Origin of the sequence: Phenylobacterium sp. (assembly GCF_013822795.1) — a bacterium.
In the GTDB taxonomy this organism is placed as follows: Bacteria; Pseudomonadota; Alphaproteobacteria; order Caulobacterales; family Caulobacteraceae; genus Phenylobacterium.
Genome location: NZ_PNLB01000011.1, coordinates 76815 through 102000 on the forward strand (window position 1 = coordinate 76815; position 25186 = coordinate 102000).

General features: G+C 69.0%; 25 protein-coding genes and 1 pseudogene. 10 read left to right on the forward strand and 16 right to left on the reverse strand.

From position 1 onward, the window contains the following. The first annotated feature begins 32 nt into the window (after positions 1 to 32). Positions 33 to 1115 carry a GDSL-type esterase/lipase family protein gene (locus tag C0481_RS11470; RefSeq protein ID WP_293403770.1) on the forward strand — a complete coding sequence of 361 codons (1083 nt, stop codon included), beginning with the start codon at positions 33 to 35 and terminating at the stop codon, positions 1113 to 1115. On the opposite strand, the gene C0481_RS11475 is transcribed toward C0481_RS11470, so the two are convergent. The 3 genes from C0481_RS11475 to C0481_RS11485 are packed head-to-tail and all read right to left on the reverse strand — an operon-like array spanning position 1093 to position 3168. Beyond that, a complete protein-coding gene (locus tag C0481_RS11475) occupies positions 1093 to 2487 on the reverse strand; it encodes a D-arabinono-1,4-lactone oxidase (protein WP_293403772.1) in 1395 nt (464 codons plus the stop codon). The two genes, C0481_RS11470 and C0481_RS11475, sit on opposite strands and share 23 nt — an antisense overlap. Beyond that, positions 2484 to 2834 (reverse strand): c-type cytochrome, encoded by a 351-nt coding sequence (locus tag C0481_RS11480; protein WP_293403774.1) that lies wholly within the window; start codon positions 2832 to 2834, stop codon positions 2484 to 2486. The genes C0481_RS11475 and C0481_RS11480 overlap by 4 nt, the downstream gene beginning before the upstream one ends. 22 nt (positions 2835 to 2856) lie before the next feature. Beyond that, positions 2857 to 3168: a GNAT family N-acetyltransferase gene (locus C0481_RS11485; protein ID WP_293403776.1), complete on the reverse strand. Its 312-nt coding sequence runs from the start codon at positions 3166 to 3168 to the stop codon at positions 2857 to 2859. A 174-nt stretch (positions 3169 to 3342) separates the two neighbouring features. Here C0481_RS11485 and C0481_RS11490 point away from each other — a divergent pair, with 174 nt between their 5' ends. Together C0481_RS11490 and C0481_RS11495 are read left to right on the forward strand one after the other, a co-directional pair. Next, a complete protein-coding gene (locus C0481_RS11490; protein ID WP_293403778.1) occupies positions 3343 to 3552 on the forward strand; it encodes a DUF2061 domain-containing protein in 210 nt (69 codons plus the stop codon). Between the two features lie 16 nt (positions 3553 to 3568). Further along, positions 3569 to 4030 (forward strand): Dps family protein, encoded by a 462-nt coding sequence (locus tag C0481_RS11495; protein WP_293403896.1) that lies wholly within the window; start codon positions 3569 to 3571, stop codon positions 4028 to 4030. A gap of 5 nt (positions 4031 to 4035) precedes the next feature. Here C0481_RS11495 and C0481_RS11500 read toward each other — a convergent pair whose 3' ends face one another. The 4 genes from C0481_RS11500 to ybaK all read right to left on the reverse strand — a co-directional run bounded on the left by C0481_RS11500 (position 4036) and on the right by ybaK (position 8892). Then, entirely contained in the window at positions 4036 to 4755 is a 720-nt protein-coding gene (locus tag C0481_RS11500) for a GDSL-type esterase/lipase family protein (protein WP_293403780.1), read from the reverse strand. Positions 4756 to 4918: 163 nt separating this feature from the next. Beyond that, positions 4919 to 7453: a TonB-dependent receptor gene (locus tag C0481_RS11505; protein WP_293403782.1), complete on the reverse strand. Its 2535-nt coding sequence runs from the start codon at positions 7451 to 7453 to the stop codon at positions 4919 to 4921. 244 nt (positions 7454 to 7697) lie between these two features. Beyond that, positions 7698 to 8300: a TetR/AcrR family transcriptional regulator gene (locus C0481_RS11510; protein ID WP_293403784.1), complete on the reverse strand. Its 603-nt coding sequence runs from the start codon at positions 8298 to 8300 to the stop codon at positions 7698 to 7700. 121 nt (positions 8301 to 8421) lie between these two features. Continuing rightward, positions 8422 to 8892, reverse strand: coding sequence for a Cys-tRNA(Pro) deacylase (ybaK, locus tag C0481_RS11515; RefSeq protein WP_293403786.1), 471 nt, complete (start codon positions 8890 to 8892; stop codon positions 8422 to 8424). A 207-nt stretch (positions 8893 to 9099) separates the two neighbouring features. Here ybaK and C0481_RS11520 point away from each other — a divergent pair, with 207 nt between their 5' ends. Continuing rightward, entirely contained in the window at positions 9100 to 10494 is a 1395-nt protein-coding gene (locus C0481_RS11520; protein ID WP_293403788.1) for a cystathionine beta-synthase, read from the forward strand. Further along, positions 10491 to 11666, forward strand: coding sequence for a cystathionine gamma-synthase (locus tag C0481_RS11525; RefSeq protein WP_293403790.1), 1176 nt, complete (start codon positions 10491 to 10493; stop codon positions 11664 to 11666). Before C0481_RS11520 ends, C0481_RS11525 begins: the two co-directional genes overlap by 4 nt. A 10-nt stretch (positions 11667 to 11676) precedes the next feature. Here the strand turns inward: C0481_RS11525 and C0481_RS11530 are convergent, their stop codons facing one another. From C0481_RS11530 to C0481_RS11540, 3 genes and pseudogenes are all read right to left on the reverse strand, one after another. Further along, positions 11677 to 11931 (reverse strand): hypothetical protein, encoded by a 255-nt coding sequence (locus tag C0481_RS11530; protein WP_293403792.1) that lies wholly within the window; start codon positions 11929 to 11931, stop codon positions 11677 to 11679. A 73-nt stretch (positions 11932 to 12004) separates the two neighbouring features. Beyond that, a complete protein-coding gene (locus C0481_RS11535) occupies positions 12005 to 13192 on the reverse strand; it encodes an NF038122 family metalloprotease (protein ID WP_293403794.1) in 1188 nt (395 codons plus the stop codon). Between the two features lie 144 nt (positions 13193 to 13336). Then, positions 13337 to 14881, reverse strand: a pseudogene (locus C0481_RS11540) (amidohydrolase); the annotation flags it as partial. A 233-nt stretch (positions 14882 to 15114) separates the two neighbouring features. On the opposite strand from C0481_RS11540, the gene C0481_RS11545 reads away from it, so the two are divergent. The 4 genes from C0481_RS11545 to C0481_RS11560 are packed head-to-tail and all read left to right on the forward strand — an operon-like array spanning position 15115 to position 21114. Then, positions 15115 to 15450, forward strand: a complete 336-nt coding sequence (locus tag C0481_RS11545) for a hypothetical protein (RefSeq protein ID WP_293403796.1) — start codon at positions 15115 to 15117, stop codon at positions 15448 to 15450. A 52-nt stretch (positions 15451 to 15502) separates the two neighbouring features. Then, positions 15503 to 16735, forward strand: coding sequence for a TolC family protein (locus tag C0481_RS11550; RefSeq protein WP_293403798.1), 1233 nt, complete (start codon positions 15503 to 15505; stop codon positions 16733 to 16735). A 2-nt stretch (positions 16736 to 16737) separates the two neighbouring features. Next, positions 16738 to 17898, forward strand: coding sequence for an efflux RND transporter periplasmic adaptor subunit (locus tag C0481_RS11555; RefSeq protein ID WP_293403800.1), 1161 nt, complete (start codon positions 16738 to 16740; stop codon positions 17896 to 17898). 9 nt (positions 17899 to 17907) lie between these two features. Next, the gene (locus tag C0481_RS11560; protein WP_293403802.1) at positions 17908 to 21114 is read left to right on the forward strand and encodes a CusA/CzcA family heavy metal efflux RND transporter; all 3207 of its coding nucleotides are present in this window, start codon (positions 17908 to 17910) and stop codon (positions 21112 to 21114) included. A gap of 22 nt (positions 21115 to 21136) precedes the next feature. Here the strand turns inward: C0481_RS11560 and C0481_RS11565 are convergent, their stop codons facing one another. The 4 genes from C0481_RS11565 to pth2 form a co-directional block, all read right to left on the reverse strand. Continuing rightward, complete coding sequence (locus C0481_RS11565) at positions 21137 to 22447, reverse strand: serine hydrolase (protein ID WP_293403804.1); 1311 nt, start codon at positions 22445 to 22447, stop codon at positions 21137 to 21139. Further along, positions 22448 to 22831 (reverse strand): nuclear transport factor 2 family protein, encoded by a 384-nt coding sequence (locus C0481_RS11570; protein ID WP_293403806.1) that lies wholly within the window; start codon positions 22829 to 22831, stop codon positions 22448 to 22450. Positions 22832 to 22918: 87 nt separating this feature from the next. Then, positions 22919 to 23188, reverse strand: a complete 270-nt coding sequence (locus tag C0481_RS11575; protein WP_293403808.1) for a hypothetical protein — start codon at positions 23186 to 23188, stop codon at positions 22919 to 22921. 4 nt (positions 23189 to 23192) lie between these two features. Beyond that, on the reverse strand, positions 23193 to 23534 hold the full coding sequence (gene pth2, locus C0481_RS11580; protein WP_293403810.1) for a peptidyl-tRNA hydrolase Pth2: 342 nt from the start codon (positions 23532 to 23534) through the stop codon (positions 23193 to 23195). A 78-nt stretch (positions 23535 to 23612) separates the two neighbouring features. Here pth2 and C0481_RS11585 point away from each other — a divergent pair, with 78 nt between their 5' ends. Next, positions 23613 to 23792 carry a hypothetical protein gene (locus C0481_RS11585; RefSeq protein ID WP_293403812.1) on the forward strand — a complete coding sequence of 60 codons (180 nt, stop codon included), beginning with the start codon at positions 23613 to 23615 and terminating at the stop codon, positions 23790 to 23792. Here the strand turns inward: C0481_RS11585 and C0481_RS11590 are convergent, their stop codons facing one another. Together C0481_RS11590 and C0481_RS11595 are read right to left on the reverse strand one after the other, a co-directional pair. Then, positions 23793 to 24419 carry a DUF202 domain-containing protein gene (locus tag C0481_RS11590; RefSeq protein WP_293403814.1) on the reverse strand — a complete coding sequence of 209 codons (627 nt, stop codon included), beginning with the start codon at positions 24417 to 24419 and terminating at the stop codon, positions 23793 to 23795. Between the two features lie 125 nt (positions 24420 to 24544). Continuing rightward, entirely contained in the window at positions 24545 to 25180 is a 636-nt protein-coding gene (locus tag C0481_RS11595; RefSeq protein WP_293403816.1) for a glutathione S-transferase family protein, read from the reverse strand. Between the last annotated feature and the right edge of the window lie 6 nt (positions 25181 to 25186).

The following is a 25186-nucleotide window of genomic DNA, read 5'->3' on the forward strand; positions in this document are numbered from 1 at the left end:
GCCTAAGCAGGATGCAACAAGGGGGAACGCGCATGAAGACGCTGGGACCAGACGAGATCGCGCCGCTGCTGGACGGCCACGTGGATCTGCGTCGGCGCAAGGACTCGCTGCAGCCGCTGCGCCTGCCGGTCGCCGAGATCGGCTTCTACGACGCCTTCAACCGTTGGGTCGCCTCCTGCGCCACGGCCTGCCGCATCCGCCTGCGCACGACCTCGACCAGCCTGCGCCTGAGCGGCGCCCAGCGGCTGCTCGACCAGTCGGTCGGCGGCGAGCGGCGCGGAGCCTACGACCTGTTCGTCGACGGCCAGTTCTACGACCGCGCCTGGGCGCAGGGCGGGGCGACCATCGACCTGGCGAACGGCGCCTTTGTGGGCGAAGAGGCCTTTAACCTGACGTTCGACGGCCTGCCGGAAGGCGAAAAGACGTTAGAGCTGTGGCTGCCTCAGGCGGCCACAGTGTCGGTCACCAGCCTGGACCTCGACGACGGCGCGCAAGCCGAGCCCGTCGCCGACGGCCGCCCTCGCGTCCTCTTCCACGGCAGCTCGATCACCCACTGCCTGGAGGCCGAAGGCGCCAGCGCCGGCTGGCCGGCCGTGGCCGCGAGCCTGGCCGGCGTCGACCATCAGAACCTCGGCTGGGCCGGCTCTTGCCTGTTGTCGGGCCAGGCCGCGCGGATCATCCGCGACGCTCGCGCCGACGCCATCGTCCTGAAGCTGGGGATCAACGTGCACGCCGAAGGCCAGCTCAAGGAGAGGCCGTTCCTCGACTCCGCCCACGCAATGATCTCGATCATCCGCGAGAAGCACCCCGCGACGCCCATCCTGATCGTCTCGCCGATCTACTCGCCCGGCCGCGAAGACGACAGCCCCGGCGGCGGCCCGTCCCTGGTGCGGATGCGCCAGCTGCTGCAGGACGTCGTGGCCGCCCGCGTCGCCGCCGGCGACCAGCACATCGGCTACCTCGACGGCCTGTCGCTGTTCGGGGCCGCCGACGCGCATCTGCTGCCCGATGACCTGCACCCCAACACTGAGGGCTACCGACTGATGGGCGAGCGCTTCCACGCCCTCGCCCTCAGCGGGCCGCAAGCCCTGGTCAAACCCCCAGCAGCGACTTGAGAAAGGGGTTCAGCAGCCGGCCTGCCGGGTCGAGCCGCGCGCGCACCGCCAGGAAATCGTTCCAGTTGGGATAGAGCAACGCCAGCTCGCGGGCCTTCAGGCTGTGCAGCTTGCCCCAGTGCGGCCGCCCGCCGTACTTCAGGAAGATCGGCTGGATCAGGTCGAACAGGAAGTCGTACTGGTCCTTGTAGTGGCAGTGCACGGCGATCGAGCCGCGCGGCCCGCCCTGGAACGGCGACAGCCAGGCGTCGTCGGCGGCGATGCGGCGCACCTCGATCGGGAAGAAGACGTCCGGCCGCTTGGCCTCGATCGTCGCCATCACCTCCTTGAGCGCGGTCAGATGGTTCTCCACCGGGATGTGGAACTCCATCTCGTTGAACCGCACCGGGCGCTCGGTGGAGAGCAGCTTCCAGCCCTCGTCGATCGCTTCCTCCGGCTTGGCCGAGCCCAGCAGCGCCTTGGCCGCCGCCTTGCGCAGCGGGGTCGAGAACCGAGTCAGGTTGCGCAGTTGCTTGAGCACCTCGAGCAGGGCGCTGTCGGTGTCCGGCCCGCGCGGGATCGCCGGGGCGTCGGTCTCGTCATGGGTGACGTTGGCCGCCAGGTCGGTGAACGGGACGGCGAAGAACTCGTAGTTGCGATGCTTCGCCCAGCGCGCCTCGGCCTCGGCCAGGGTCTGCTCGAACGGCTCGACGAACACCTTGCGGTGCAGGCGGCGATTGGCGCTGGTCGCCAGCCGGACCTGGGTGATCACCCCGAGCGCCCCCAGCGACACCCGCGCGGCGTTGAAGACGTCGGCGTTCTGGATCGCGTCGCAGTCGATCAGCTCTCCCGTGGCGGTCGCCAGCCGCAAGGCGGTGACGTCGCCATGGATCGCCTTGATCGCCGCCCCCGTCCCGTGGGTGGCGGTGCCCAGGCAGCCGCCCAGCGACTGCTTGTTGATGTCGGGCAGGTTGGCCATCGCCCGGCCGCGCTCGGCCAGGGCCGGGCCCAGCGCGCCCAGCCGCATGCCGGCGCGGACCACCGGCTGGTCGCCGTCCCAGCGCTCGATCCCCGCTAGGCCGTCGAGGGTCATCAGCGTGCCGGAGGTCGGCACCAGGCCGGTGAACGAGTGCCCGGCCCCGACGACGCGAACTGGCGCGACCGAGGTCTTCAGCACCTGCGCCACCTCGGCCTCGGTCTTCGGCGCGCTGCGCACGGCCGGATAGGCGTGTTCGGTCCCCGACCAGTTGCGCCACAGCAGATGCTTGTTGGCGTCCATGCTGGGCGGAGCCGGCGGCTCGGGCTTGTCGCGAGCGGCGAGATAGACCCCGCCCCCGGCGGCGGCGAGCACGCCGGCCGAACCGGCCAGCAGCGCGGTGCGGCGCGAGATCACGACTTGCCCTCCTGGCCGGCCATGAAGCGGGTCAGGGCCTTGAAGTCGTCGGGGGTGCAGGCGGCGCACTGGCCCAGCGCCGGCATCGCCTTGTAGCCCTGCACCACGTGGTCGAGCAGCACGTCCTCGCCCTGCTTCCAGCGCGGAGCCCAGGCCTTGGCGTCATGCACCAGCGGCGCGCCGGAGTCGGCGACCACGTGGCAGGCCTTGCAGCTGTCGGCATAGAGCTGGGCCAGCCGCGCATCGGCGGGCGCGAGCCTGGCCGGATCGGCCGGCGGACCGGCGGGCGGCGCGCACGCGGCCAGCAGCAGGCCGCCGGCGGCGGCCAGGTAAGCGATGGACTTCAAGCGTCTCCCCCCAAGGCGACTGTCAGATCTTGAGCGCGGCCCGATAACCCGGGTGCACCAGGTCGTGATACTCCGGATGGCGCTGGATGTATGCCGACACGAACGGGCAGACCGGGATCACCAGTTCGCCCCGCTGGCGCACGAACTCCATCGCCGTGCGGACCAGCTTGCCGCCTACTCCCTGCCCCTCGAAGGCTGGCGGCACCTCGGTGTGCGGGAACAGCACTCCCGTGGCCAGCAGCCGGTACTCCGCATAGGCGACCTCTTCGCCCAGCCGCACCTCGAAGCGGCCCTTGGCCTCGTTGTTCACGACCTCAAGGTCACCGCTGCTCATGCCGTACTCCAACTGACTGACGGCCAGGACACCACGCCTCGGCGCAGCAGGCAAACGCGCCGCCTGCGGTCATCAGCCGGGGGCAGCTCATGATAAGAGTTTTTGATTGAATGTGGCCTTCCAATAAGGCTCGACCGCGATATATTGCGAATTAATCGCAATAAGGCACATCTCATGCGCACCGCCAAGAAGACCCTGAGCTACAGCGTGATGCACCTGATCGTGGCGATCACCGTCGCCTACGCCCTGACCCGCGACTGGCGGGCGGCGCTGGCCATCGGGATGATCGAACCGGTCTTCCAGACGATGGCCTTCGCGATCCACGAACGGGTCTGGGCGCGGATCGGAACCACTGCGCCGGGCGTCCGTTCGGCCGAAGCCTGAGGAGAGGAAGTTGACCATGACCAACACCGGACCTTCGCCCGCCGACCGCAAGGCGGTCGCCGACGGGCTCGCCAAGCTGCTGGCCGACACCTACGCCGTCTACCTGAAGACCCACGGCTACCACTGGAACGTCCGCGGCCCGAATTTCTCCCAGCTGCACGCGCTGTTCATGGCCCAGTACACCGAAATGTGGACCGCCATCGACGAGGTCGCCGAGCGCATCCGCGCGCTGGGTGAGTTGGCCCCGCAGGGCTATGGCGCGTTCGGCAACCTGTCCTCGATCAAGGACGGCGATCCCTCCAAGGGCGCCGAGGAAATGCTGAAGGACCTGATCGCCAGCCAGGAGACCCTGATCGGTACGCTCTATGCGATCCTACCAGCCGCCCAGAAGGCCGGCGACGAGGTCAGCGCCAGCCTGATCTCAGATCGGCTGACCGCGCACGAGAAGCACGCCTGGATGCTGAGATCGTCGCTCTAAACCCGCTAGGGCTTGGCCGAGGCGGACGCGGAACTGCGGCAGGCAGACCGGTCCGCCTTCATTTCCTTTTCCATCACCGGCCGCACGGCCTTCGTCCAGATCGCATAGCCGGCGCTGTTCATGTGCAGGCCGTCGGCGACGAACAGGTCCTTGGGGTGGCCGTCGGCGCCCATCATCTGCGGCACGACATCGATGTAGACGAAGTCCTTGCGGCCCTTCATCTGCGCCTTGATCTTGGCGTTGACGGCGCTCTGGTCGGGGAACTGGCGCTCACGGGCCTGCGAGGGCTTCAGCGAGATGAAGTAGACCGGCGTCGAGGCCCCGAGCTTCTCGCTCTTCAGCTTCATGAAGCGCTCGAAGTCCTCGGCCACCGAGTCCCTCGATTCCCCGACGTTGAGGTCGTTCTCTCCGGCGTAGAACACCACCGCCCGCGGCCGGTAGCGGCCGACGACCTGGTCGAAGTGGGCGTTGACGTCCGAGATCTCCGCCCCGCCGAAGCCGCGGTTGAGCACCGGGATCGGCGCCATGTCCTGGCCAAGGCTGGTCCAGAACCGGATCGTCGAGGATCCAGTGAACACGATCTTGCAGGGCGCCGGAGGCGCGACCTTGTCCTGCGCGGCGAAGGCCTCCATCTCGGCGGCGAAGCGGCCGCCCGCGGCGGCCGCGGTCGATGGGCCCGCGGCCAAGACCGCGGCGGCGGACAAGGCGATCAACCGAACCAACATGGCGCTCACTCCCCCCGAAGCGCCCCGCCAACCGTCGTTCTGCGAGCGAGGCACATGGCTAATGCTGCGAGATTGGCGCCGATTCAAGGCGACGGCCACGCTCGAAACGACAAAGGCGCCGCGGTTTCCCGCGGCGCCTTTCCGTTCTTGAGCCCGAGAGCCCTTAGAAGCGGTACTGGAATTCCACGCCGTAGGTGCGCGGGAAGTTCAGCTTCACCGTCCGGCGATAGTCGCCGAGCGGGGTCAGGCTGGTCGGGGTGGAGCTTTGGAAAGCCACCTCGTCGAAGGCGTTCTTCACGTAACCGATGATCGTGAAGCGGTCCTGGCCGTCCTTCCACAGGGCGCGGAAGTCGACGATCTCGTTCGCCGGGGCGGTGTAGTTCGCCTGGCTGAAGACCGCGGTCTGCATGTCGTCGGTGTAGGTGTAGGTGCCGCCGAGCGTCAGGCTGCCGGCGTCGAAGTCGAAGGTGTAGTTGGCGCCGAGGTTGAGCTTGTTCTCCGGCGTCATCGGCAGGCGGTTGCCTTCCAGGTTCTGCGTGCGGGCCGCGGCCGTGCCGCCGACCGGCTTGGCGCCGGACTTCGAGGCGGTCGGGTCGTTGACGTCGACGAAGCAGCAGCCGTTGGTCACTTCCGCGTTGATGTACGCGTAGCTGGCGAACAGCATCAGGTTGTCGAGCGGAGCCCACTGGCCTTCAAGTTCGACACCCCAGTTGCGGGCGTCGAGGTTCAGGAACTGGGTGCCGGTCGTCGAGCCGCTGATGATCACCCGCAGCGGGGCCTGGAAGCCCTGGTAGTCGGCGTAGAAGATCGCCGAGTTCAGCTGGAAGCGGCCGCCGAAGGTCTTCTTCAGACCGACTTCGTAGTTGTTGACGTATTCCGGGTCCGCGTACGGCACCGGGGTCAGGCCGTTCGAGGCGAGCCAGCCGCCCGACTTGTAACCGCGGCTATAGCGGGCGTAGGCGTTGGTGTCGCCGTCCGGCTGCCATTGGACGCCGAGCGTACCGGTCCAGGCGTCGTAGTCGGCCTTCAGGTCGCGGATCAGACCGCCGCCCTTGGCTTCACGCAGGTTGGCGTATTGCGGCAGGGCCGTGCAGGAGGCGATCGTCGCGCCGCCGCAGACCACGAACGTGGTCATGTCCAGAGCGACGCCTTGGCCGATCGCGGCCGGAATGCCGCCGAACTGCTGCAGCAGGTAGGTGGTGGTCGGGCTGCGCGAGACGTAGCGGGCGTAGTCGGTGCCCGACTTCTCGTCGACCGAGTAGCGAAGACCGGCGGTCAGGGTCCAGTTCTCGGCGAACTCGTAGTCGATCTGGCCGAACGCCGCGTAGGAGTTCACTTCCAGCGAGCCGTCGACGGACAGGTAGTTGCCCTTCGGGTTCGGATCCGCCGGACGGCCGGTCGCCAGGCTGAGCGGCGCCTGCATGGCGGGATCGCCGAGCACGCGCAGGCCCTGCGGCTGCGAGTATTCCTGGTGGTACTGATAGAGACCGACGATCCAGTGCAGCGGGCCGTCCGAGTTGGACGACAGGTTGATCTCGTTCGACCACCACTTCTGCTTCTCGGTGTAGAAGAAGCGCTCGTTCGGCGAAACGTTCTGGGCGGTGTAGGCGACGCCGGTCGGCGTCGTCGTCGCGATGCTGAACAGGCCCTGACGCGAAGAGCGGTCTTCGTCGCCGTTGGTGTTGTAGGTGTAGGCCTGATAGCCGGCCAGATACTTCAGCGTCGCGCCGCCGAGATCCCAGGTCAGGTCGAAGTGCAGACGATTGTGGTCGGAGAGCTTGCCCTCCATCGTCTGATCCATGTCGATCTTGTAGGGATCGGCGATCGACGGATTGACGCCCGCGTAGCCGAAGGTCGGGTTGTAGTAGAGCGCGCTGTTCTCGAGGCCGGTCGCCGAACGGGTGTCGTACGGGCTGATGACCGCTTCGTGGATGTTGCCGACGCCGTAGCTGTCGTCCCAATCGAACTTCGTATAGCGCAGGCGGGCGGTGACGTTCTCGCCAAGGTCGGCTTCGATCTGGGCTTCGACGATGTAGCGCTTCAGGGCGCTGGTGTCGCCGCCGGGGCCGATGTTCTCGATGAAGCCTTCGTCGCGACGCTCGACCGAGCCGCCGACCAGGAAGCGCAGGCCTTCGGTGATCGGACCGGTGAGCAGGGCGTCCGTGCGCCACGAGCCGTAGTTGCCGACCGCGCCGCGGACTTCGCCTTGGAAGGTGTCGCTCGGACGCTTGCCGATGATGTTCAGCGCGCCGCCGATCGAGTTACGGCCGTAGAGAGTGCCCTGCGGGCCGCGCAGGATTTCCGTCCGCTCGATGAACAGCGACGGCGTCGAAGAGTCGGCCATCGAGTTCGAGAAGATGCCGTCCGAGTAGAGCGCCACCGACGGATCGGTGCCGATCGCGTTGGTCAGGCGGCCGAAGCCCCGGATCGAGAGACGGTCGTTGTTGGTGTAGGCCACGCTCGGCGTGACGCGAGCCAGATCCTCGACCGTGGCGACGCCCATCAGGTCGCGCTTCTCCGAGGTGTAGGCCGTAACCGCGACCGGCACGTCCTGCAGGCTCTGCTCACGCTTTTCAGCGGTGACGACCAGTTCCTCGATGGTGAAGGCTTCTTGGGCCGCGGCCTGAGTGGCGGCGGACATGGCCGCGATGGACGCGCCCATGATGAACAGACTGCGCAGACGCAGCGGACGATACATAGATTACCTCCCAGCCAGACGCGGGCGTTTAGCCGCCCGTCGCGAGTGCTTAATGTGGCTAGGCTGGGTGTCTCGAACGTCGTTCGAATAGAGGGAAAAGCGCTGCCGTCGAACTTTCGTCAGCCCTTGTGGCGCAAGGGCCGCGCCGCCGGTGCTGAACGAATGTGCAATGCGAAAAAAGATACTGGTTATTCAAATACATGGACCGAGCTCGCGCTGAAGGCGAGCTGACGCTACGGCGCCTTCAGCGCCCCATGATCAGCGCTTCCAGCCCGCGCACGGCTGATTCCATGGTCTCGCCCTCGGGCCCCTGGCCGGGGACTCCGCGCGACAGCGACATCGCCGCGATGCCGCGGCCCCAAGCCCAGATCGCCTCGGCGATCTTGCCGGCCAGGTCGGGGGAATGCTGGTCTTCGAAGTCGGCCATGATCGCAGTCCGAGACACCGCGAAGGCCTCGGCCTCGGCCGCGGCGACGTCCTCGCGCCGGCCGGCGTCCAGCGCCTCGTACATCAGCTCGTAGAGCTCGGGCTTCTGACGCAGGAAGTTCAGGTAGGCGCCGCCGGTCGAGCGCAGCCCGCTCTCGTCGCCGCGCAGCTCGTAGGCGACCCGCATGGCTTCCGACAGCTGGCGGAAGCCGTCGACCGCCAATCCGGCCAGCAGGGCCGCCTTGTCGGCGTAGTGATAATAGACGGTGCCGGGCGCCACCCCGCCCCGATCGGCGATCGCGCGAAGCGACAAGCCGGCGCGGCCGCTCTCCTGCAGGATCTCGCGCGCTGCTGCTAGAAGTTGTCCGCGGACATTGCCCACGTGATAGGTGCGCCGCCGCTCGAGGCTCACCGCCGTCATGACGCCCATCTCATCACAAACTTCTGCGGCGGCCCGACTCGCATCGAAAGGCCACGCTCCCCATCGACCAAAGTTATCGTCGCTAACTTAAGGCCCTATCCGCGCCGTTACGCAACGACAATCAAGTCAGGATCGCTACCTTGGCTGGCAGTGCGACCAAAAGGTCAGACGGCGCCAACCGCACCTGCAACCCGCGCTGGCCGCCGTTGACGAACACCCTCTCATGGTCGAGCGCGGCCTGGTCAATGACCACGGGGACCTGGCGCTTCTGCCCGAAGGGACTGACCCCGCCGACCCGGTAGCCAGTCGTCCGTTCGGCGTCAGCCGGCTTCATCATCTGGGCCGACTTGCCGCCCACCGCCGCAGCCAGCTTCTTCATCGCCACCTCCTGGTCGGACGCCAGCACCGCACAGACCGGCTTGCCGTCGACCAGGGCCATCAGGGTCTTGAGCACCTGATCGGGACTGACGCCCAGGCTCTCGGCGGCCTGCAGCCCGACGCGTGGGGCGTCGGGGTCGTAGTCGTAAGTATGCAGCTCGTAGGCGATCTTGGCCTTGTCGAGGGCGAGGGTGGCGGGCGTGGTCTTGGCCATGGCTCGCCTTTAGCCCCGCCGGCCGCCGCTGCGAAGCGCCGCGTTCAACCGGCCCCGCTGGGTTCGTTTTCGCCGCCTCCCCGGCGCTTCGGCGACAAACGCGCCGCCGACATCTAGGCGATGCAGGAAAATCGCCCATATGCTTCAGGGTATGGCGCGGAAATCGACCTCCGGGCGTTTCTGCTGAAAGGCCTCCAGGAGCCGTTCATGACCGCAGACAAGCCCAAGCTCGCGCCGCCCGCCAGCTCGGCCCTCGAACTGATCGGCGACACCCCGATGCTTGAGCTGGTCGGCTTCGACACCGGCCCCTGCCGGCTGTTCATCAAGCTGGAGAGCGCCAATCCCGGCGGCTCGATCAAGGACCGCATCGCCCGCTCGATGATCGAGGCGGCCGAGGCCGATGGCTCCCTGAAGCCCGGCGGGACGATCGTCGAGGCCACCGCCGGCAACACCGGCCTGGGCCTGGCCCAGGTCGGCGTGCTCAAGGGCTACAAGATCCTGCTGGTCGTCCCCGACAAGATGAGCCGCGAGAAGATCCAGCACCTGCGGGCGCTGGGCGTCGACGTGCGCATCACCCGTTCCGACGTCGGCAAGGGCCACCCCGAATACTATCAGGACATGGCCCAGCGGTTGGCCGCCGGTATCCCCGGCGCCATCTACATCAACCAGTTCGCCAACCCGGCCAATCCGAGGGCGCACGAGACCACCACGGGCCCAGAGATCCTGGCCCAGATGGAGGGCGATCTCGACGCCATGGTCGTCGGCGTCGGGTCGGGCGGCACCCTGACCGGCCTTGGCCGCTTCTTCGCCAAGGCCTCGCCGAAGACCAAGATGGTGCTGGCCGATCCGGAGGGCTCGATCCTTGCCCCGCTGGTCAATACCGGCGAGACCATCGAGCCCGGCTCGTGGGTGGTCGAAGGGATCGGCGAGGACTTCGTGCCCGACAACTGCGACCTCTCACTCGTCTCGCGGGCCTACTCCATTCCCGACGCCGAGAGCATCGCCGCCGCGCGCCTGATGCTCGCCAAGGCCGGGGTGCTGGGCGGCTCCTCGTCAGGCACGCTGCTGGCCGGCGCACTGCGCTACTGCCGCGAGCAGACGGAAGCCCAGCGGGTCGTCACCCTGGTCTGCGACACCGGCGCCAAGTACCTGTCCAAGGTCTACAACGACAGCTGGCTGGCCGAGCAGGGCCTGACGGAGCGCAGCCTGCACGGCGACCTGCGCGACCTGATCGTGCGCTCGGCCACCGACGGCGGCGCCATCGTGGTCGGGCCGCAGGACACCCTGCTGACCGCCTACAACCGCATGCGCCAGGCCGACGTCAGCCAACTGCCGGTGCTCGACGACGGGCGGCTGATCGGCCTCATCGACGAGAGCGACCTGCTCGAGGCGATTGAGGATTCCAAGCCCGACAAGCGGTTCTCCCAGCCCGTGGCGACCGCGATGACCGCCAAGTTGGACACGCTGCAGGCGGACGCCCCACTCGACGCCCTGCTCCCGGTCTTCGAGAAGGATCAGGTGGCCATCGTCCTCGACGGCCGCGAATTCGTCGGGCTGATCACCCGTATCGACCTCATCAACTATCTGCGGCGAGCTGCGTGACCCAAGACAACACCGGAAAGAACCGCCTGGAGTTCTCCACGCGGGTGATCCACGGCGGCCAGTCGGTCGACCCGACCACCGGCGCGGTGATGCCGCCGATCTACGCGACCTCGACCTACGCCCAGACCAGTCCGGGCGAGCACAAGGGCTTCGAGTACTCGCGCAGCCAGAACCCGACCCGCTTCGCCTTCGAGCGGGCGATGGCCGACCTGGAGAGCGGGACGCGCGGCTACGCCTTCGCCTCGGGCCTGGCGGCGATCTCGACCTTCCTGGAGGTCCTCGACGCCGGCTCGCACGTCATCGCCAGCGAGGACCTCTACGGCGGTTCGTTCCGGCTGTTCGACAAGGTTCGTCGGCGCACCGCGGGGCTGGAGTTCAGCTTCGTCGACATGAGCGACCTGGCCGCCATCGAGGCGGCGATCAAGCCCAACACCAAGCTGCTGTGGGTCGAAACCCCGACCAATCCGCTGCTGCGGCTGGCCGACCTGGAAGCGATCGCGCAGCTCGGCAAGCGCCGCGGCCTGCTGACCGCCGCCGACAACACCTTCGCCAGTCCCTACGTGCAGCGGCCGCTGGAATTCGGCTTCGACGCGGTCATGCACTCGACCACCAAGTACGTCTCGGGCCACTCCGATATCGTCGGCGGCGCCCTGGTGGTCGGCCAGAACAAGGATCTCGCCGACCAGGTCGGCTTCCTGCAGAACGCGGTCGGCGCGGTCTCCTCGCCCTTCGACTCGTTCCTGGCGCTGCGCGGCGTGAAAACCCTGGCCCTACGCATGCAGCGCCATTGCGAGAACGGCATGGCCATCGCCCGCTGGCTGGAGAGCCGGGCCGACGTCGCCAAGGTCATCTATCCGGGGCTGGAGAGCCATCCGCAGCACGAGATGGCCAGGCGGCAGATGAGCGGCGGGTTCGGCGGCATGATTTCGGCGGTGCTGGACCGAGACCTGGCCGGCACGGTGCGGATGCTTGAACGCACCCGCCTGTTCACGCTCGCCGAAAGCCTGGGCGGGGTGGAGAGCCTGATCGAGCACCCGGCGATCATGACCCACGCCTCGATCCCGGCCGAGACGCGGGCCCGGATCGGCATCGCCGACGGCCTGATCCGCCTGTCGGTGGGGATCGAGGACGCCGGCGACCTGATCGCCGATCTAGAGCAGGCCCTCTCTTAGCCGTCCTGGCCTAGTGGCCCTGGTGAGCGGCCTTGTAGGCGGTGTCCCAGGCGACGAACTCGGGCCCGTCGATCTTGCCGTTCTTGTCCTTGTCCGCCTTGGCGAACTCGTCGGCGGGCAGCTTGTAGGCCACCCATTCGGTCTTATCGATCCGGTCGTCCTTGCTGGTGTCGGCCGGATGGATGAATCGGCCTTCGGCGGCCAAGGCCATGCCGGTCGAGCCCGCGAGGGCGGCGGCGGCGAGGATGAGGCTGGTCAGACGCATGCGGGTCCTCCTGTTACCGGCGCGGAGGCTGGCCACGGCTCATGGCGAAAATGAGCCGCGGCCACGGCCCGCATCAGGCGATCGCCAACGCCCGCCGCCGGCGCAGCGCCCCGCCGGTCAGCAGGAAGCCGGTGATCAGCATCGCCCAGGTCGAGGGTTCGGGCACCGCGGCCAGGTAGATTTCCTTGGTCGAGAAGCTGCGCCCCGAACCCAGGACGCCGTAGTCGATGTTCCAGCCCATGGCGTCGAAGGCGGCGAGGTCCAGCGACGACACCCTACCCATCTGACCATAGGCGACCGTCGGGTCCATCATGCCCAGCGACGGCAGACCCGATGCGTTGTCCTTCCAGTGCGAGGCCTGACGGCCATCGCCGTTGAAGGATCCGGTCGAGAAGTTGCCGTTCTGGTAGGGATTCTGACCGTCGATCGAGAAGAACGGATTGCCGCCCACCGACCAGTCCAAGACCGTACCGCCCGGTCCGCTGCTGTAGCGGAACAGGTCAAGCACCGACGCCACGGCATAGTCGTTGAGGTTTACCAGCGCGTAGGTCGGATCGTTGGCCAGCCCCCCGTTCGGCGAGCCCAGCAAATCGTAGATGTCCACGCCGCTCACGAAGCCTAGGGCATGGCCGATCTCGTGCACCGCGACCCCGATGAAGTCGATGGAGTCGGCGGCGATCCCGTCGTTGGGATTGAAGTCGAACTTGTACTGGTTGCTGAACTCGATGCTGCCGTCCGCCGCGTCGCCGAAGCCGGTGAAACCCAGCGCCTTCAGGTTCGCGCTGTTGGCGTTCAGGAAGCTGTTGTTCGCGCCCAGATCGCTGTCGAGCACGCGCGTGGCGGTGTTGACGCCCTCGCCAGTCGGCAGCTTGTAGCCCGAGGTCAGCACGTCCAGCGCGCCGTAGCCGTAGGCCCCGGGGTTGAGCACCGGCAGGTTCGCCCCGGCGATGGCGTCCAGCTGCGAGTCCCCAAGCGCCAGGATCTGGCCCTTCGCCAACTCGATCGGCACGACCGCCGTATTGCTGCCGGCCTGCCCCAGGATACCGGGTCCGAGCACGCTGAACCCGACGTCCAGGTTGATCGTCACGTTGTTGGTAAGCCGTTTGCTCCAGAAGTCTGCGGCTATGCTGAAGCCCTTGTAGGCCGCAGTGCCCTCTTCAACCCCGCCAAGATTGTTCAGGATGATCTGGGCGGCCGAAGCTGGGCCGGAAAACGCCGCGAGCGCCAGGGCGGCCGCGGTCGATACGAGTACCTTCCTCATGACATCGCTCCAAGACACAGATGTCGGAGCGCGTCGGCTGCGCCGGCCCCCGACAGATGGTTAATCTGTCGTAAACCGAAGCACACCGTCGGTTGAGCTACAATAAATTTCTATTGCAGCGCTTACGCTTAGCTGCGCCGGAACCTAATCGACCCGCGTCCCCTTCGGCGGAGTCAGCTCGGTCGGCGGCCACTTGATCCCGAGCTGGTCGAGATAGGTCGGGTAGCGCTCGGCGTCGTAATAGAAGGGCGTCATCTGCGGCCTGAACTTGGCCATGACATCGGTGTTGATCTCGATCGGCGGCTTGTCGTTCGGGCCGATCATCGGGACGTACTTCTGGTCCTTGGTCTGGACGTTGACGAAGTAGTCCTTGGCCTGGCGGCGCAGCTCCGGCTTGGTCAGCACGTCGACCATGGTCATCGCCACCACCTTCGAGCCGGCGACCACGCCCTTGTGGGCGATCGGCGTGGCCATCGATATGGCGTTCGACCAGTGGTGCCCCGGCAGGTCGGGAATGTTCGACGGATAGACCACGGTGATGGTCGGCAGCGTCCAGGAGATGTCGCCGATGTCGTCGGAGCCGCCGCTCTCGGGCTTCTCGACCGGCGGCGCCATCTTGTCGAGCTCGGTCGCCAGCCCCTTCTCCTTGGAGCCGAGGTTCTTCTGCACCGCCTTGGCGAAGGTCTGTTCCTCGGGCGTCCAGCTTGGCAGGCCGACCTTGTCGATGTTGGCCTTGGCGGCCTCGGCCAGCGGCCGGTTGAAATGGCGCGGCGCGGCCGTGCCCAGCACCCGGCGCTCCATGGTCGTGTCGGTCATCTTGGCCGCGGCCTCGGCGATGGTGTCGCCGATATCGGAGCTCTTCTTGATGCCGTCGAAGGTCTGTTCGCGGAAGTAGTACCAGACCGTCGCCTTGGACGGCACGACGTTGGGCTGGTCGCCGCCGTCGGTGATCACGTAGTGCGAACGCTGCTCGGGCCGCAGGTGTTCGCGGCGCATGTTCCAGCCCATATTCATCAGCTCGACGGCGTCCAACGCGCTGCGGCCGCGCCAGGGTGCCCCGCCCGAGTGCGCCGACGCGCCATGGAACGTGTACTCGACCGACACCAGCCCGGTGCCGGAGGTCGCACCCCAGGCCGTCGCCAGGTTCGAGCCGACATGGGTGAAGATCGCCACGTCGGCGCCTTTGAACACCCCGTCGCGGACCATGTAGGCCTTGCCGCCCAGCAGCTCCTCGGCGACGCCCGGCCACAGCATCAGCGTGCCGGCGATGTTCTGCTTCTCCATCAGGTCCTTGACCGCCAGGGCGGCGACCACGTTCAACGCCTGGCCGGAGTTGTGGCCCTCACCATGGCCCGGAGCGCCCTCGACCAGCGGCTCGTGCCAAGGCACGCCCGGCTTCTGCGAGGCCTTTGGAATACCGTCGATGTCGCTGCCGAGCACGATGACGGGACCGCCCGTCCCGTGGGTCCAGGTCGCGGTCCAGCCGGTCGGCAGGCCGGCGACGCCGCGCTGGATGGTGAAGCCGTTCTTTTCCAGCACGCCGGTGACGTACTTCGAGGTCTCCACTTCCTGGAACGCCAGCTCGCCATAGGAAAAGATCTGGTCGTTCATCTGCTGGGCCAGCTTGGCCCGGCTTTCGACCCCGGCCACGGCCTGCGCCTTAAGGCCTGCGACCTTGCCGGCCGGAACGCCCTGGGCCAGCGCCGCCGGCGCAACCGAACACAGCAGGCCGGCCATGGCGGCCGCCGTCATCAACGCACGCATACAAATCCCCCCAAGCATCACATCCGTTCGTGGACAAAGAGGCGCCAGAACGGTCCCGCTGGGAAGCCCCCCAAGCGTCATAGACCACCTGGCAAATAGCACTTGCTCCTACAGCCGCTGTAGGATGCACAGGCTGCACCATGATCGGGCGACGGCTCATGGATGACTGGCGAGGCGCCGGGGCGATGCTCGCCCTGCTGGCGACCCTGCTGTTCGTCCTGCTCGCCGCGCCCAGCCATGCCGAGCCGCTCGCCGACCTCGGCTCGCCGGCGGCGGCCAGCGCCCATCACGCCGGCGACGGCGATCCCGACGCCGCCCATCATGCGCCTGGCGCCCACTGCGCCACCCATTGCGCCGGCCATGTCGCGCCGCCGCTGCTGGCCGTGACCCAGATCGACGCCCGCGCCGGAGCCGCCGGCCGCCAGCGCCCGGCCGACGACGACACGCCCGCGACCCTCAGTTCGGCCCCGCCGACCCGACCTCCCGCGGGCTGACAGCTTCGCGCGCCGAGGCGCGCCGTCGTCCTGCCTGTTTCCGGAGATCCCAATGCCTCCCCATCACGCCCGTCTGGCGGCCCTGCTGGCCGCAGGCGGCCTGGCGTGCGCCGGCCCGACCCTGGCCGCGCCCGCCCCCTCGTTCCAGGACCTGCTGGCCCAATCCGCCCTGGCCCCGCGCCGCGCCGAAAGCCAGGCCCAGGTCGCCGCCGCCCAGGGCCGCCTCGACCAAGCCGGCGCCTGGCGCAATCCCGAGCTCTCGCTCGAGGTCGAGAACTTCGCCGGCGAAGGTCCTATGGCGGGCCTCGACTCCGCCGAAACCACCCTGTCGCTCAGCCAGTCCCTCGAGCTAGGCGGCAAGCGCGGCGCCCGCATCGACGGCGCGCGCAAAGACCTCGCCCTGGCCCGCGCCCGCGACGCCCAGGCCCGCGCCGACTACGCCGCCGCCCTGGCGGTCGGCTACGCCGAGGCCGAAGCCGCGCAGCTGCGCGCCGCCCAGGCCCAGGAACTACTGGAAGCCGCTCAGAGCGACGCCCGCGCCGCCGACCTGCTGGTCGAGGCCGGCAAGGAGGCGCGCCTGCGCGGCCTGCAGGCGAAGGCCGACGCCCAGGCCGCCCAGGCCGGGCTCGACCAGGCGCTGGCCGCCCGCGACGCCGCCTTCGGCCGGCTCTCGGCCCAGGCCGGATCGGGCAAAGCGTTCGACTCGCTGAGCTCCAGCCTGCTGTCGACGGAAGCTTCCGTGACCGACGCGGCGCCCGCCGACACCCCGGCGGTGCTGTCCGCCCAGGCCGACCGCGACAGCGCCGCGGCCAAGGTGCGGTTCGAACAACTGCAGTCTCGCCCCGATCTCACAGTCTCCGCCGGCGTACGCCGTTTCGCCGGCGACGACGCCACCGCCATGGTCGCCGGGGCCTCGCTGCCGCTGCCGCTGTTCGACCGCAACCGCGGAGCCACAGCCGCCGCCCGCGCCGAGCTGACCGCGGCCGAGGCGCGGCTGAACCAGGCGCGGCTCGACGCCGCCGCCGACCTGGCCGCCGCCCGCTCCCAGGCCCGCAGCGCCACGGCTCAGGCCAGCGCCGCGGCCGCCGGCGAGGCCGCCGCCGCCGAGGCCTATCGGCTGGCGCGGATCGGCTACGAGGCCGGTCGCCTGCCGCTGCTCGAACTCACCGCCGCGCGCCGCGCCCTGGCCGCCGCGCGCCTGCAGACGCTGGAGGCCCGCCTGGCCCGCGTCCGCGCCCTGGCCGAGGCCGCGCGCCTGGCCGGCAAGCCCCCCTTCGGAGCCTGACCATGCTGCTCAGCAAACGAAACCTGTTCACCGGCGCGGCGATCGCGCTCGCCCTGGCCGCCGGCTACGGCCTGGCCACGTTCCGCGCCGCGCCCGCCGACGCCCACGGCGAGGAAGCTCACGGCGAAGAAGGGCACACCGAAGAAAAGGCCGGCGAGGAAGGCTTCGTCGCCCTGCCCGCCGACCAGGCCGCCGCCGCCGGCGTCGCCGTGGTCACCGTCGGCCGCGGCGGCGGATCCGATATCCGCCTGACCGGCCGCGTCGAAGCCGCGCCCGACGCCCGCGCCGTTGTCGCCGCCCCAGTGTCCGGGGTGGTCGAGCGCGTCCTGCTCTCGCCCGGCGCCCAGGTCGGCGCCGGCGGCGGGGTCGTGGTGATCCGCAGCGCCGACGGCGCCAGCGTTCGCGCCGAGGCCGCCGCGGCATCGGCCGAAGCCCAGGCCGCCCGCGCCGCCCTGGCCCGCGAAGACCGGCTGCTGAAGGCCGGCGTCACCGCCCAGCAGGACTGGGAGGCCGCCCGCGCCGCCTCGGTCCGCGCCAGCGCCCAGGCCGCCGCCGCCCAGGCCCGCGCCGCCGCCTCCGGCTCGCCCGGCGCCGCCGGCCAGGCCACCCTGCGCAGCCCCATCGCCGGACTGGTCACCAGCGTCCAGGTCGCGCCCGGCGGCTTCGTCGCCCAGGGCGCGCCGGTCGCCGAGGTTTCCAATCCCGACCATCTGGAAGTGGTGTTCAACGTGCCCGCCGACGCCGCCGCCAAGCTTTCGGTCGGCGCCCGGCTGAACCTGGTCGGGCCGGACGGCCGCGAAGCCGCCGCCCAGATCGTCGGCATCGCGCCGCTGTCGCAGCTGGCCACCGGCGCAGCCATGGTCCGCGCCCGCCCGCTCGGCGGTCAATTGACCCCCGGCGCGGCGGTCAGCGCCCAGGTCCCTGCCGACGGCAAGGGCCTGCCCAGCGTGCCGTCCGAGGCCGTGCAGACGGTCGAGGGCCGCCAAGTGGTGTTCGTCGCCGAGAAGGAGGGCTTCCGCGCCCGCTCGGTCACCACCGGCCGCTCCGGCGGCGGACAGACCCAGATCGTCGCCGGGCTGAAGGGCGACGAGCGCGTCGCCGGCCGCGGCGCCTTCGTCCTCAAGGCCGAGCTCGCCAAGGGCGAAGCCGAGCACGAGCACTAGGGGGCCGCCATGCTGAACAAGATCGTGGCGCTCTCCGTGCGCCACCGCTTCGCGGTCATCCTGATCGCGCTGGCCATCGCCGCCTACGGCGCGGTCGAGCTCTTCCGGCTGCCGATCGACGCGGTGCCCGACATCACCAATCGCCAGGTGCAGGTGACCACCGTCGCCCCCGCCCTGTCGCCCGAGGAGATCGAGCAGCGGGTCACCTACCCGCTGGAGACCGCCCTGACCGGCATTCCGGGCCTGGTCGAGACCCGCTCGATCAGCCGCAACGGCTTCTCGCAGATCACCGCCGTCTTCACCGACCAGACCGACGTCTACTTCGCCCGCAACCAGGTCACCGAGCGGCTGCAAGGCGCGCGCGACGAACTGCCGCCCGGCGCCGAACCGGCCCTGGCCCCGATCACCACCGGCCTCGGCGAGGTGATGATGTGGACGGTGAAGATGGCCCCGGCCAAAGGCGTCAAACCGGGCCAGCCCGGCCCGCAGTCGGACGGGTCCTTCATCACCCCAGAAGGCGAGCGCCTGACCACCGAGATGGCCAAGGCGACTTACCTGCGCACGGTCCAGGACTGGATCATCACCCCGCAGCTGAAGACCGTCCCCGGCGTCGCCGGGATCGACGTCATCGGCGGCTACGTCAAGAAGTACGCGGTGCGGCCCGATCCGGCCCGCATGACCGCCTATGGCGTCGGCCTCAACGAGGTGGTCGAGGCGGTCGAACACGCCAACACCGTCGCCGGCGCCGGCTACATCTCGCGCGGCGGCGAAGCCTTCGTGGTCCGCGCCGACGCCCGCGTGCGCTCGGCCGAGGACCTGGCCGCGGCCCCGATCAAGAACCACAACGGGCTGGTGGTCCGCGTCTCCGACGTCGCCACCGTCGAGATCGGCCAGGCCGCGCGCCTCGGCGCCGCCCAACAGCACGGCGAGGAGGTGGTGATCGGCACCGCCCTGATGCTGGCCGGAGAGAACAGCCGCACCGTCGCCCACGCGGTCGGCCAGCGGCTGGAGCAGATCCAGGCCTCGCTGCCGCCCGGGGTCGAGGCGACGCCGGTCCTCGACCGCACCGCGCTCGTCGACCGCACCATCTCGACCGTCCGCACCAGCTTGGCCGAGGGCGCCCTGCTGGTCATCGTCGTGCTGTTCCTGCTGCTCGGGAACGTGCGCGCGGCGATCATCACCGCCCTGGTCATCCCGCTGGCCTTCCTGTTCGGCGTCATCGGCATGAACCGGTTCGGGGTTTCCGGAAACCTGATGAGCCTGGGCGCCCTCGACTTCGGCCTGCTGGTCGACGGGGCGGTGGTCGTGGTCGAGAACACTCTCCGTCGCCTGACCCTTCGCCGCCAGGCTGAGGGCCGCGACCTGACCAAATCCGAACGGATGGACGAAGCGGTCGCCGCCGCCCGCCAGATGGTCCGCCCCGCGGCCTACGGTCAGGCGATCATCCTGCTGGTCTACGCTCCCTTGCTGGCGCTCGAGGGCATCGAGGGCAAGATGTTCCACCCGATGGCCGCGACGGTCATGCTGGCCCTGGCCGGGGCCTTCATCCTGACCTTCACCCTGGTCCCGGCGCTCGCCGCCCTGTTCATCAAGCCGCCCGAGCGCGAACATCAGTCCAAGGCCGAGGCGGTGTTCCGCAGCCGCCTCGAACCCCTGGTGCGCAGCGCCGTCGCCCATCCGCGGCGGGTCGCCCTCGGCGCCGGCGCGATGGTGTTGGTCGGGCTCGCGGTGTTCAGCCTGTTGGGCCGCGAGTTCATCCCGACGCTCGACGAGAAGGACGTGCTGGTCCAAGCCCTGCGCGTGCCCAGCGCCTCGCTGGAACAATCGCTGGAGATGCAGGCCCGGCTGGAAAAGGCGCTGATCAAGATCCCCGAGGTCGAGAACGTCTTCTCCAAGACCGGCACCGCCGAGGTCGCCACCGACCCGATGCCGCCGAGCATCTCCGACACCTTCGTGATCCTCAAGGACCGCAAGGACTGGCCCGACCGCAGCCTCAGCAAGGCCGAGGTCTCGGCCAAGATCGAGAAGGTCGCCGCCGGCCAGATCGGCAACGCCTACGAGTTCACCCAACCGATCCAGATGCGCTTCAACGAACTGATCTCCGGCGTCCGCTCGGACGTCGCGGTCAAGGTCTATGGCGACGACTTCAACGAGATGGAGGCTACCGCCGAGAAGATCGCCACGGTGCTGCGCGGGGTGAAGGGCGCGGCCGACGTTAAGGTCGAGCAGGTGTCCGGCCTGCCGATGATGACCGCCCAGGTCGACCGTTCGGCCGCCGCCCTGCACGGGGTCCACGCCGCCGACGCCGCCGACGCGGTCCAGATCGCCCTGGCCGGCCGCACCGCCGGCCGGGTCTACGAGGGCGACCGCCGCTTCGACGTGGTGGTCCGCCTGCCGGAAGAGGCGCGCAACGACCTTTCCGTCGTCGCTCAGACGCCGCTGGCGGTGAACGACGGGGCGGTGATGGTGCCGCTCGGCTCGGTCATCCAGTTCCAGGAGGGCGAGGGGCCGAACCAGATCAGCCGCGAGAACGGCAAGCGGCGCATCGTCGTCCAGGCCAATGTCCGCGGCCGCGACCTCGGCGGCTTCGTCACCGAGGCCCGCGCCGCCGTGGCCGACGAGATCAAGCTGCCTGCCGGCGCCTGGATCGACTGGGGCGGCCAGTTCGAGAACCTGCAGCGGGCCGAGGCGCGGCTGGCCATCGTCGTGCCGATCGTCTTCGCGACCATCGCCGTGCTGCTCTACCTCGCGCTCGGTTCGGCGGCCCAGGCGGGACTGGTCTTCGCCTGCGTGCCGCTGGCCCTGGTCGGCGGGGCGCTGGCGCTGCTGCTGCGGGGCATGCCGTTCTCAGTCTCGGCCGCGGTCGGCTTCATCGCCGTCTCCGGGGTCGCGACCCTGAATGGGCTGGTGCTGATCCAGGCGATCCGCGAGCGCATCGAGGCTGGGGTCGCGCCGCAGCTGGCCGCGGTGGAGGGCTCCATGGCCCGCCTGCGCGCCGTGCTGACCACCGCCCTGGTCGCCGTGCTCGGCTTCATGCCAATGGCGCTGGCCAGCGGGGCCGGAGCCGAGGTGCAGAAGCCGCTGGCCACCGTGGTGATCGGCGGCCTGATCACCGCCACCCTGCTGACTCTGGTGGTGCTGCCGGCCTTCGCCAGCCGGGTGATCGGCCGCGCGGCCGCTAAGCCGGCGGCCAACGCCGAACCCGCGCCGGTCTAGCCGCCGGATGCGGACGCCCGGCTCAGGGCGTCCGCATCAGGTGCTGGGCGATGGCGTGGTAGGCCGGCAGCGACAGGGGATCGAGATAGACGTTGCTCGACTGCGGGTGCGAGGCGAAGCGCACGATCGCCATCTCGGCCTTCGGGTCGACGTAGCAGGCCTGGCCGTTCACCCCGCGGGCCATGTAGGCGCCGTGGTCGTTGTGCGAGACCCACCACTGGTCGTGATAGCTCCAGCCCGGCAGGGTGGCGTAGCCGGCCTTGGCGAAGTCCTCGCGCCGAGCCCCGCCGGCGATGTCGGCGACCACCGCGGCCGGCACGACCTGACGGCCGTTGAAGCGGCCGTTCTGGCGCATCATCTCGCAGAACCGCGCCAGGTCCCGTAGCGACAGGTTTAGGCCGCCGGCCGCATAGCCGGACCCGACGGAGTCGACCTGCAGATAAGCGTCCTGCTCCATGCCCAGCGGGGTCCAGAACCGCTCGCTGATCTGCTGGGCCAGCGGCTTGCCGCCGGCGCGCTGCACGAGCCAGCCGACCACCTCGGTGTTGACCGACTTGTAGGAAAAGGCCTGGCCGTGCTCGCCGGCCTTCTTCAGGGTCTTCAGATAATCGTAGCTGGTGGTCGGGCCGCTATAGCCCGCCGGCCGCGGCAGCAGCCCCACCGCCCGCACGAAGTCCCAGGCCGGCGACTTGGGGTCGGTATAGACCTCGGAATATTCGAGCCCCGTGGTCATATCCAGGACCTGGCGCACGGTGGCGTCGCCAAAGGCGCTGTCCTTCAACTCCGGAATGTAGCGGGTCACCAAGGCGTCGGGGTCGAGCTTGCCCTCGGCGACCAGCATGGCCGCGATCGTGCCGACGAACGACTTGGTCACCGAGTGGGCGATGTGCGTCCCTTCCGGCTTCAGCGCCCCGAAGTAACGCTCATAGACCACCTTGCCCCGGTGCATCACCAGGATGCCGTCGGTGTAGTTGGCGGCCAGCGACTGGCCCCAGGTCATCGGCGCGCCGCCGCCCAGCGGCGTGAAGCTGACCGCATCCAGGTCGTCGCGCGGCGCCCTCGGCAGGGCGCTGACCGGGCCCGGCCCGCGCCAGACCGCCGCCGTCGGAAACAGCTCGCGCCAGTGGGAGAAGGTCCAGCGCAATTGCGGGAACTTCAGGAAGCTGCCGTCCTCAAAGCGGATGGTCCGCTCGGCCGGCGGCGGCGAACCGACCATCCAGCCCAGGACGACCGGATCGGTGGCTTGGGCGTCAGGAAACGGCGGTGCGGCCTGCGCCGCCCCGCCCAGCAACAGCGCGGCCAAGCCGGCCAGCGCCCCCCGTACGCGCAGCATTCAGCGGACCTCGCTGAGCACGGCCGCCTCGGCCGAGTCGATGTATTCGTCGAGCCGGCTGATCACCCCGTCCTGCATGCGGATCACGCAGCAGGCCGACATCGAAAAGTCCCGCCCGTCCGGCAACTTCCCTTCCAGCACGTGCTGCTGCAGGAAGCCGTCCGACAGCGCCTCGCGCCGCACGATGCGATACTTGCGATCGCTCATCTTGCGCATGAACCAGGCCAGCACCTTCAGGTTCTGCTCGACGGTCTGCTCCACCCGGTCGTTGTTGTGCCAGATCTTGGCGTCAGGGGCGTAGCAGGCTCGCACCGCCTCCACGTCGCCGCGCTCGATGGCGCCAATGAACCGGTCGGCGAAGGCCAGGACGTCTTCGGTCTGCATGATTTTCTCTCCCTGGCCCGGACCATAAGTTCGTTTTTGCAAGTCATCAAGCCGCAGTCTGGGCGGGGAGCGCGCCAGGGCCCTACGTCATCTGGACGAGAGGTTCAGCACCGCCTCGTCGCCATCGCCCTCGACGTGAACGATCATCACCCCCAGGGCCGGGCCGTCATCGATCTGCAGCACCAGGTTCTGGCCCTTCAGTTCGGCCAGGCTGCGCCCGCTGCGGGTGCGGATCTTGGCGATGAACGACAGGATCGAGTTCTGGGCGTGCTCGATGGTCGCCTCGAAGGTCACCGCCTCCAGCGGCTGCTCCTGGGTCCCCAGGACCCCGCTGCCGTGCTTGGTCGAATAGACCATCATCCTACCTCATCAGCTTGAGCGCGCCGGTGATGGCGTCGATCTTGGAAATCTCGTCGGGGCCGATGCCGACGCAGGTCGGCGTGCCGGAGGCGACCACCGTGCGGCCGGCGTCGCGGATCAGCATGACCGGCAGCCCCGCCGCCTCGGCCTGCCGCGCCAGCTCGAACAGTTCCTCCTCGGAGCCGCAGCGTAGCACCACCTTGGGCATGCCCGACTGCAGCCAGCCGGCCTGCTTTTCGCGCGGGGCGTTAAGCAGCCCGCCGACCGCGGCGTGCGCCACCTGGGCGGCCATCTTGCCGGGCGGCAGCCCAAGCGCCTCGTTGACGACGATGACTTGCTTCATGGCCGGTGTGTGCCCGTCGAACCGCGGCGAAGGCAAGCGTTCGTGGCCTTGCACGGCGCGTTCCGCTAGGATCACGTCATGACCGACAAGCCCGAAGATCCGCCGCCGCCGAACGAGACCCCGATCCAGCGGGCGCTGCGTTTGAAGAACGCTGCGATCGATGCTCGCCCCAAGCCGCCGCGCGGCGGGCGCTTCCAGCGCGAGCAAGCCGCGGCCGCGCAGTCCTCGTCCAAATCCAAGCCCTGGATGTCGCGCTAGCTAGCCGAACAGCCCGATCTTGAAGACCATGCTGATGATCGCGCCAAAGCCGAGCAGCAGCAGGGCCACCGCGATCCAGAACGTCGACGACACCGGGAACGTGCTCTGCGCGAAGATCAGGCCTTCCTTGGCCATCGCCTCGCGGGTCGTCTTCAATTCGCGCATGAACTGCACGTGCCGCACCATGCCGATGATCAGCATCAGTATGCCCAGGCTCACCAGAGCGATGCCGAAGTTGCGCGGGGCGGCCGCGCTGGCGATGGCCCCGGCGTCGCGCAGCTTCTGGAACGCCTGATAGATCGTGAAGCCGAAACCGATCAGCGACAGAGAGGTGCGGATCACCGACATCAGCGTCCGGTCGTCGCTCATCCGGGTGCGCTGAAACGACATGCCCGTCCGCCGCATCGACATCTCGGTGCGCTCGGTCGACAGGTCAGTGCGGTACTCCGACAGGTCTGTCCGATGTTCCGACAGGTCGGTCCGGTGGGTCGAGAGCTTGGTGCGGTGGGTTGAATAGGTGACTGACGCGGTGTCGGCGTCGAGGCCGCTGATGTCCGGCAGCGGCGGCAGCGGCGGGTTCTTCGCCCGCGGGGGCCGGGTCGGCGCGGGGGTCGGCAGTTTCGCCATCTGTGTTCGCCCTGACTGGTGGCTGTCAGGCGCGAGAGTGCGGGCCGCCCCCTGAGCGGTCTATCGGGGTTATCCCCAGGGGGCGCATGGGCGGATGGCCCGGAAACCGGGCCATCCGCCACAATTCAGGACACCGGCTGCGCGGCGGCGATCAGCGCGTTGTCGATCTCGTCGGCGCGCAGGGCCGCCGGGCGCTGCAGGTGGCGTTCGGCATAGGCCTCGAACGCCGGGCGCTTCTCGAGCGTCCCGAAGTTCATGCCCCAGGACAGGTGCGAGGCGAGGTAGAGATCGGCGGCGGTGAAGCTGTCCCCGACGAGGTACGGGCGGTTCTCGACCGCGCCCTCGATGGCCGCCAGCACGTCCTCCATGCAGCCGTATCCCAGCGAGGTGCGCTGCTCGACCGTCGGCTGCAGGTTCACCATCTTGGCGGCCACGGCCTGTTCGATCGGGCCGGCCCCGAAGAACAGCCAGCGATAATAGGGACCGCGCAGTCGGCTGCCCGGGGGCGGAGCCAGGCCCGCCTGCGGGAAGGCGTCGGCGAGATAGGCGCAGATGGCCGCGCATTCGGTGACGACCACCCCGTCGTGGACGATGGCCGGCACCTTGCCCATCGGATTGATCGCCAGGTAGTCGGCGCCCTTCGCCGCGCCAGTCTCCCAGCGCAGGACCTTGGTCTCATAGGGCTGGCCGACCTCCTCGAGCATCCAGCGGATGATGCGGCCGCGCGACATGGGGTTGGTGTAGAAAACGAGGTCGGACATGGGTCG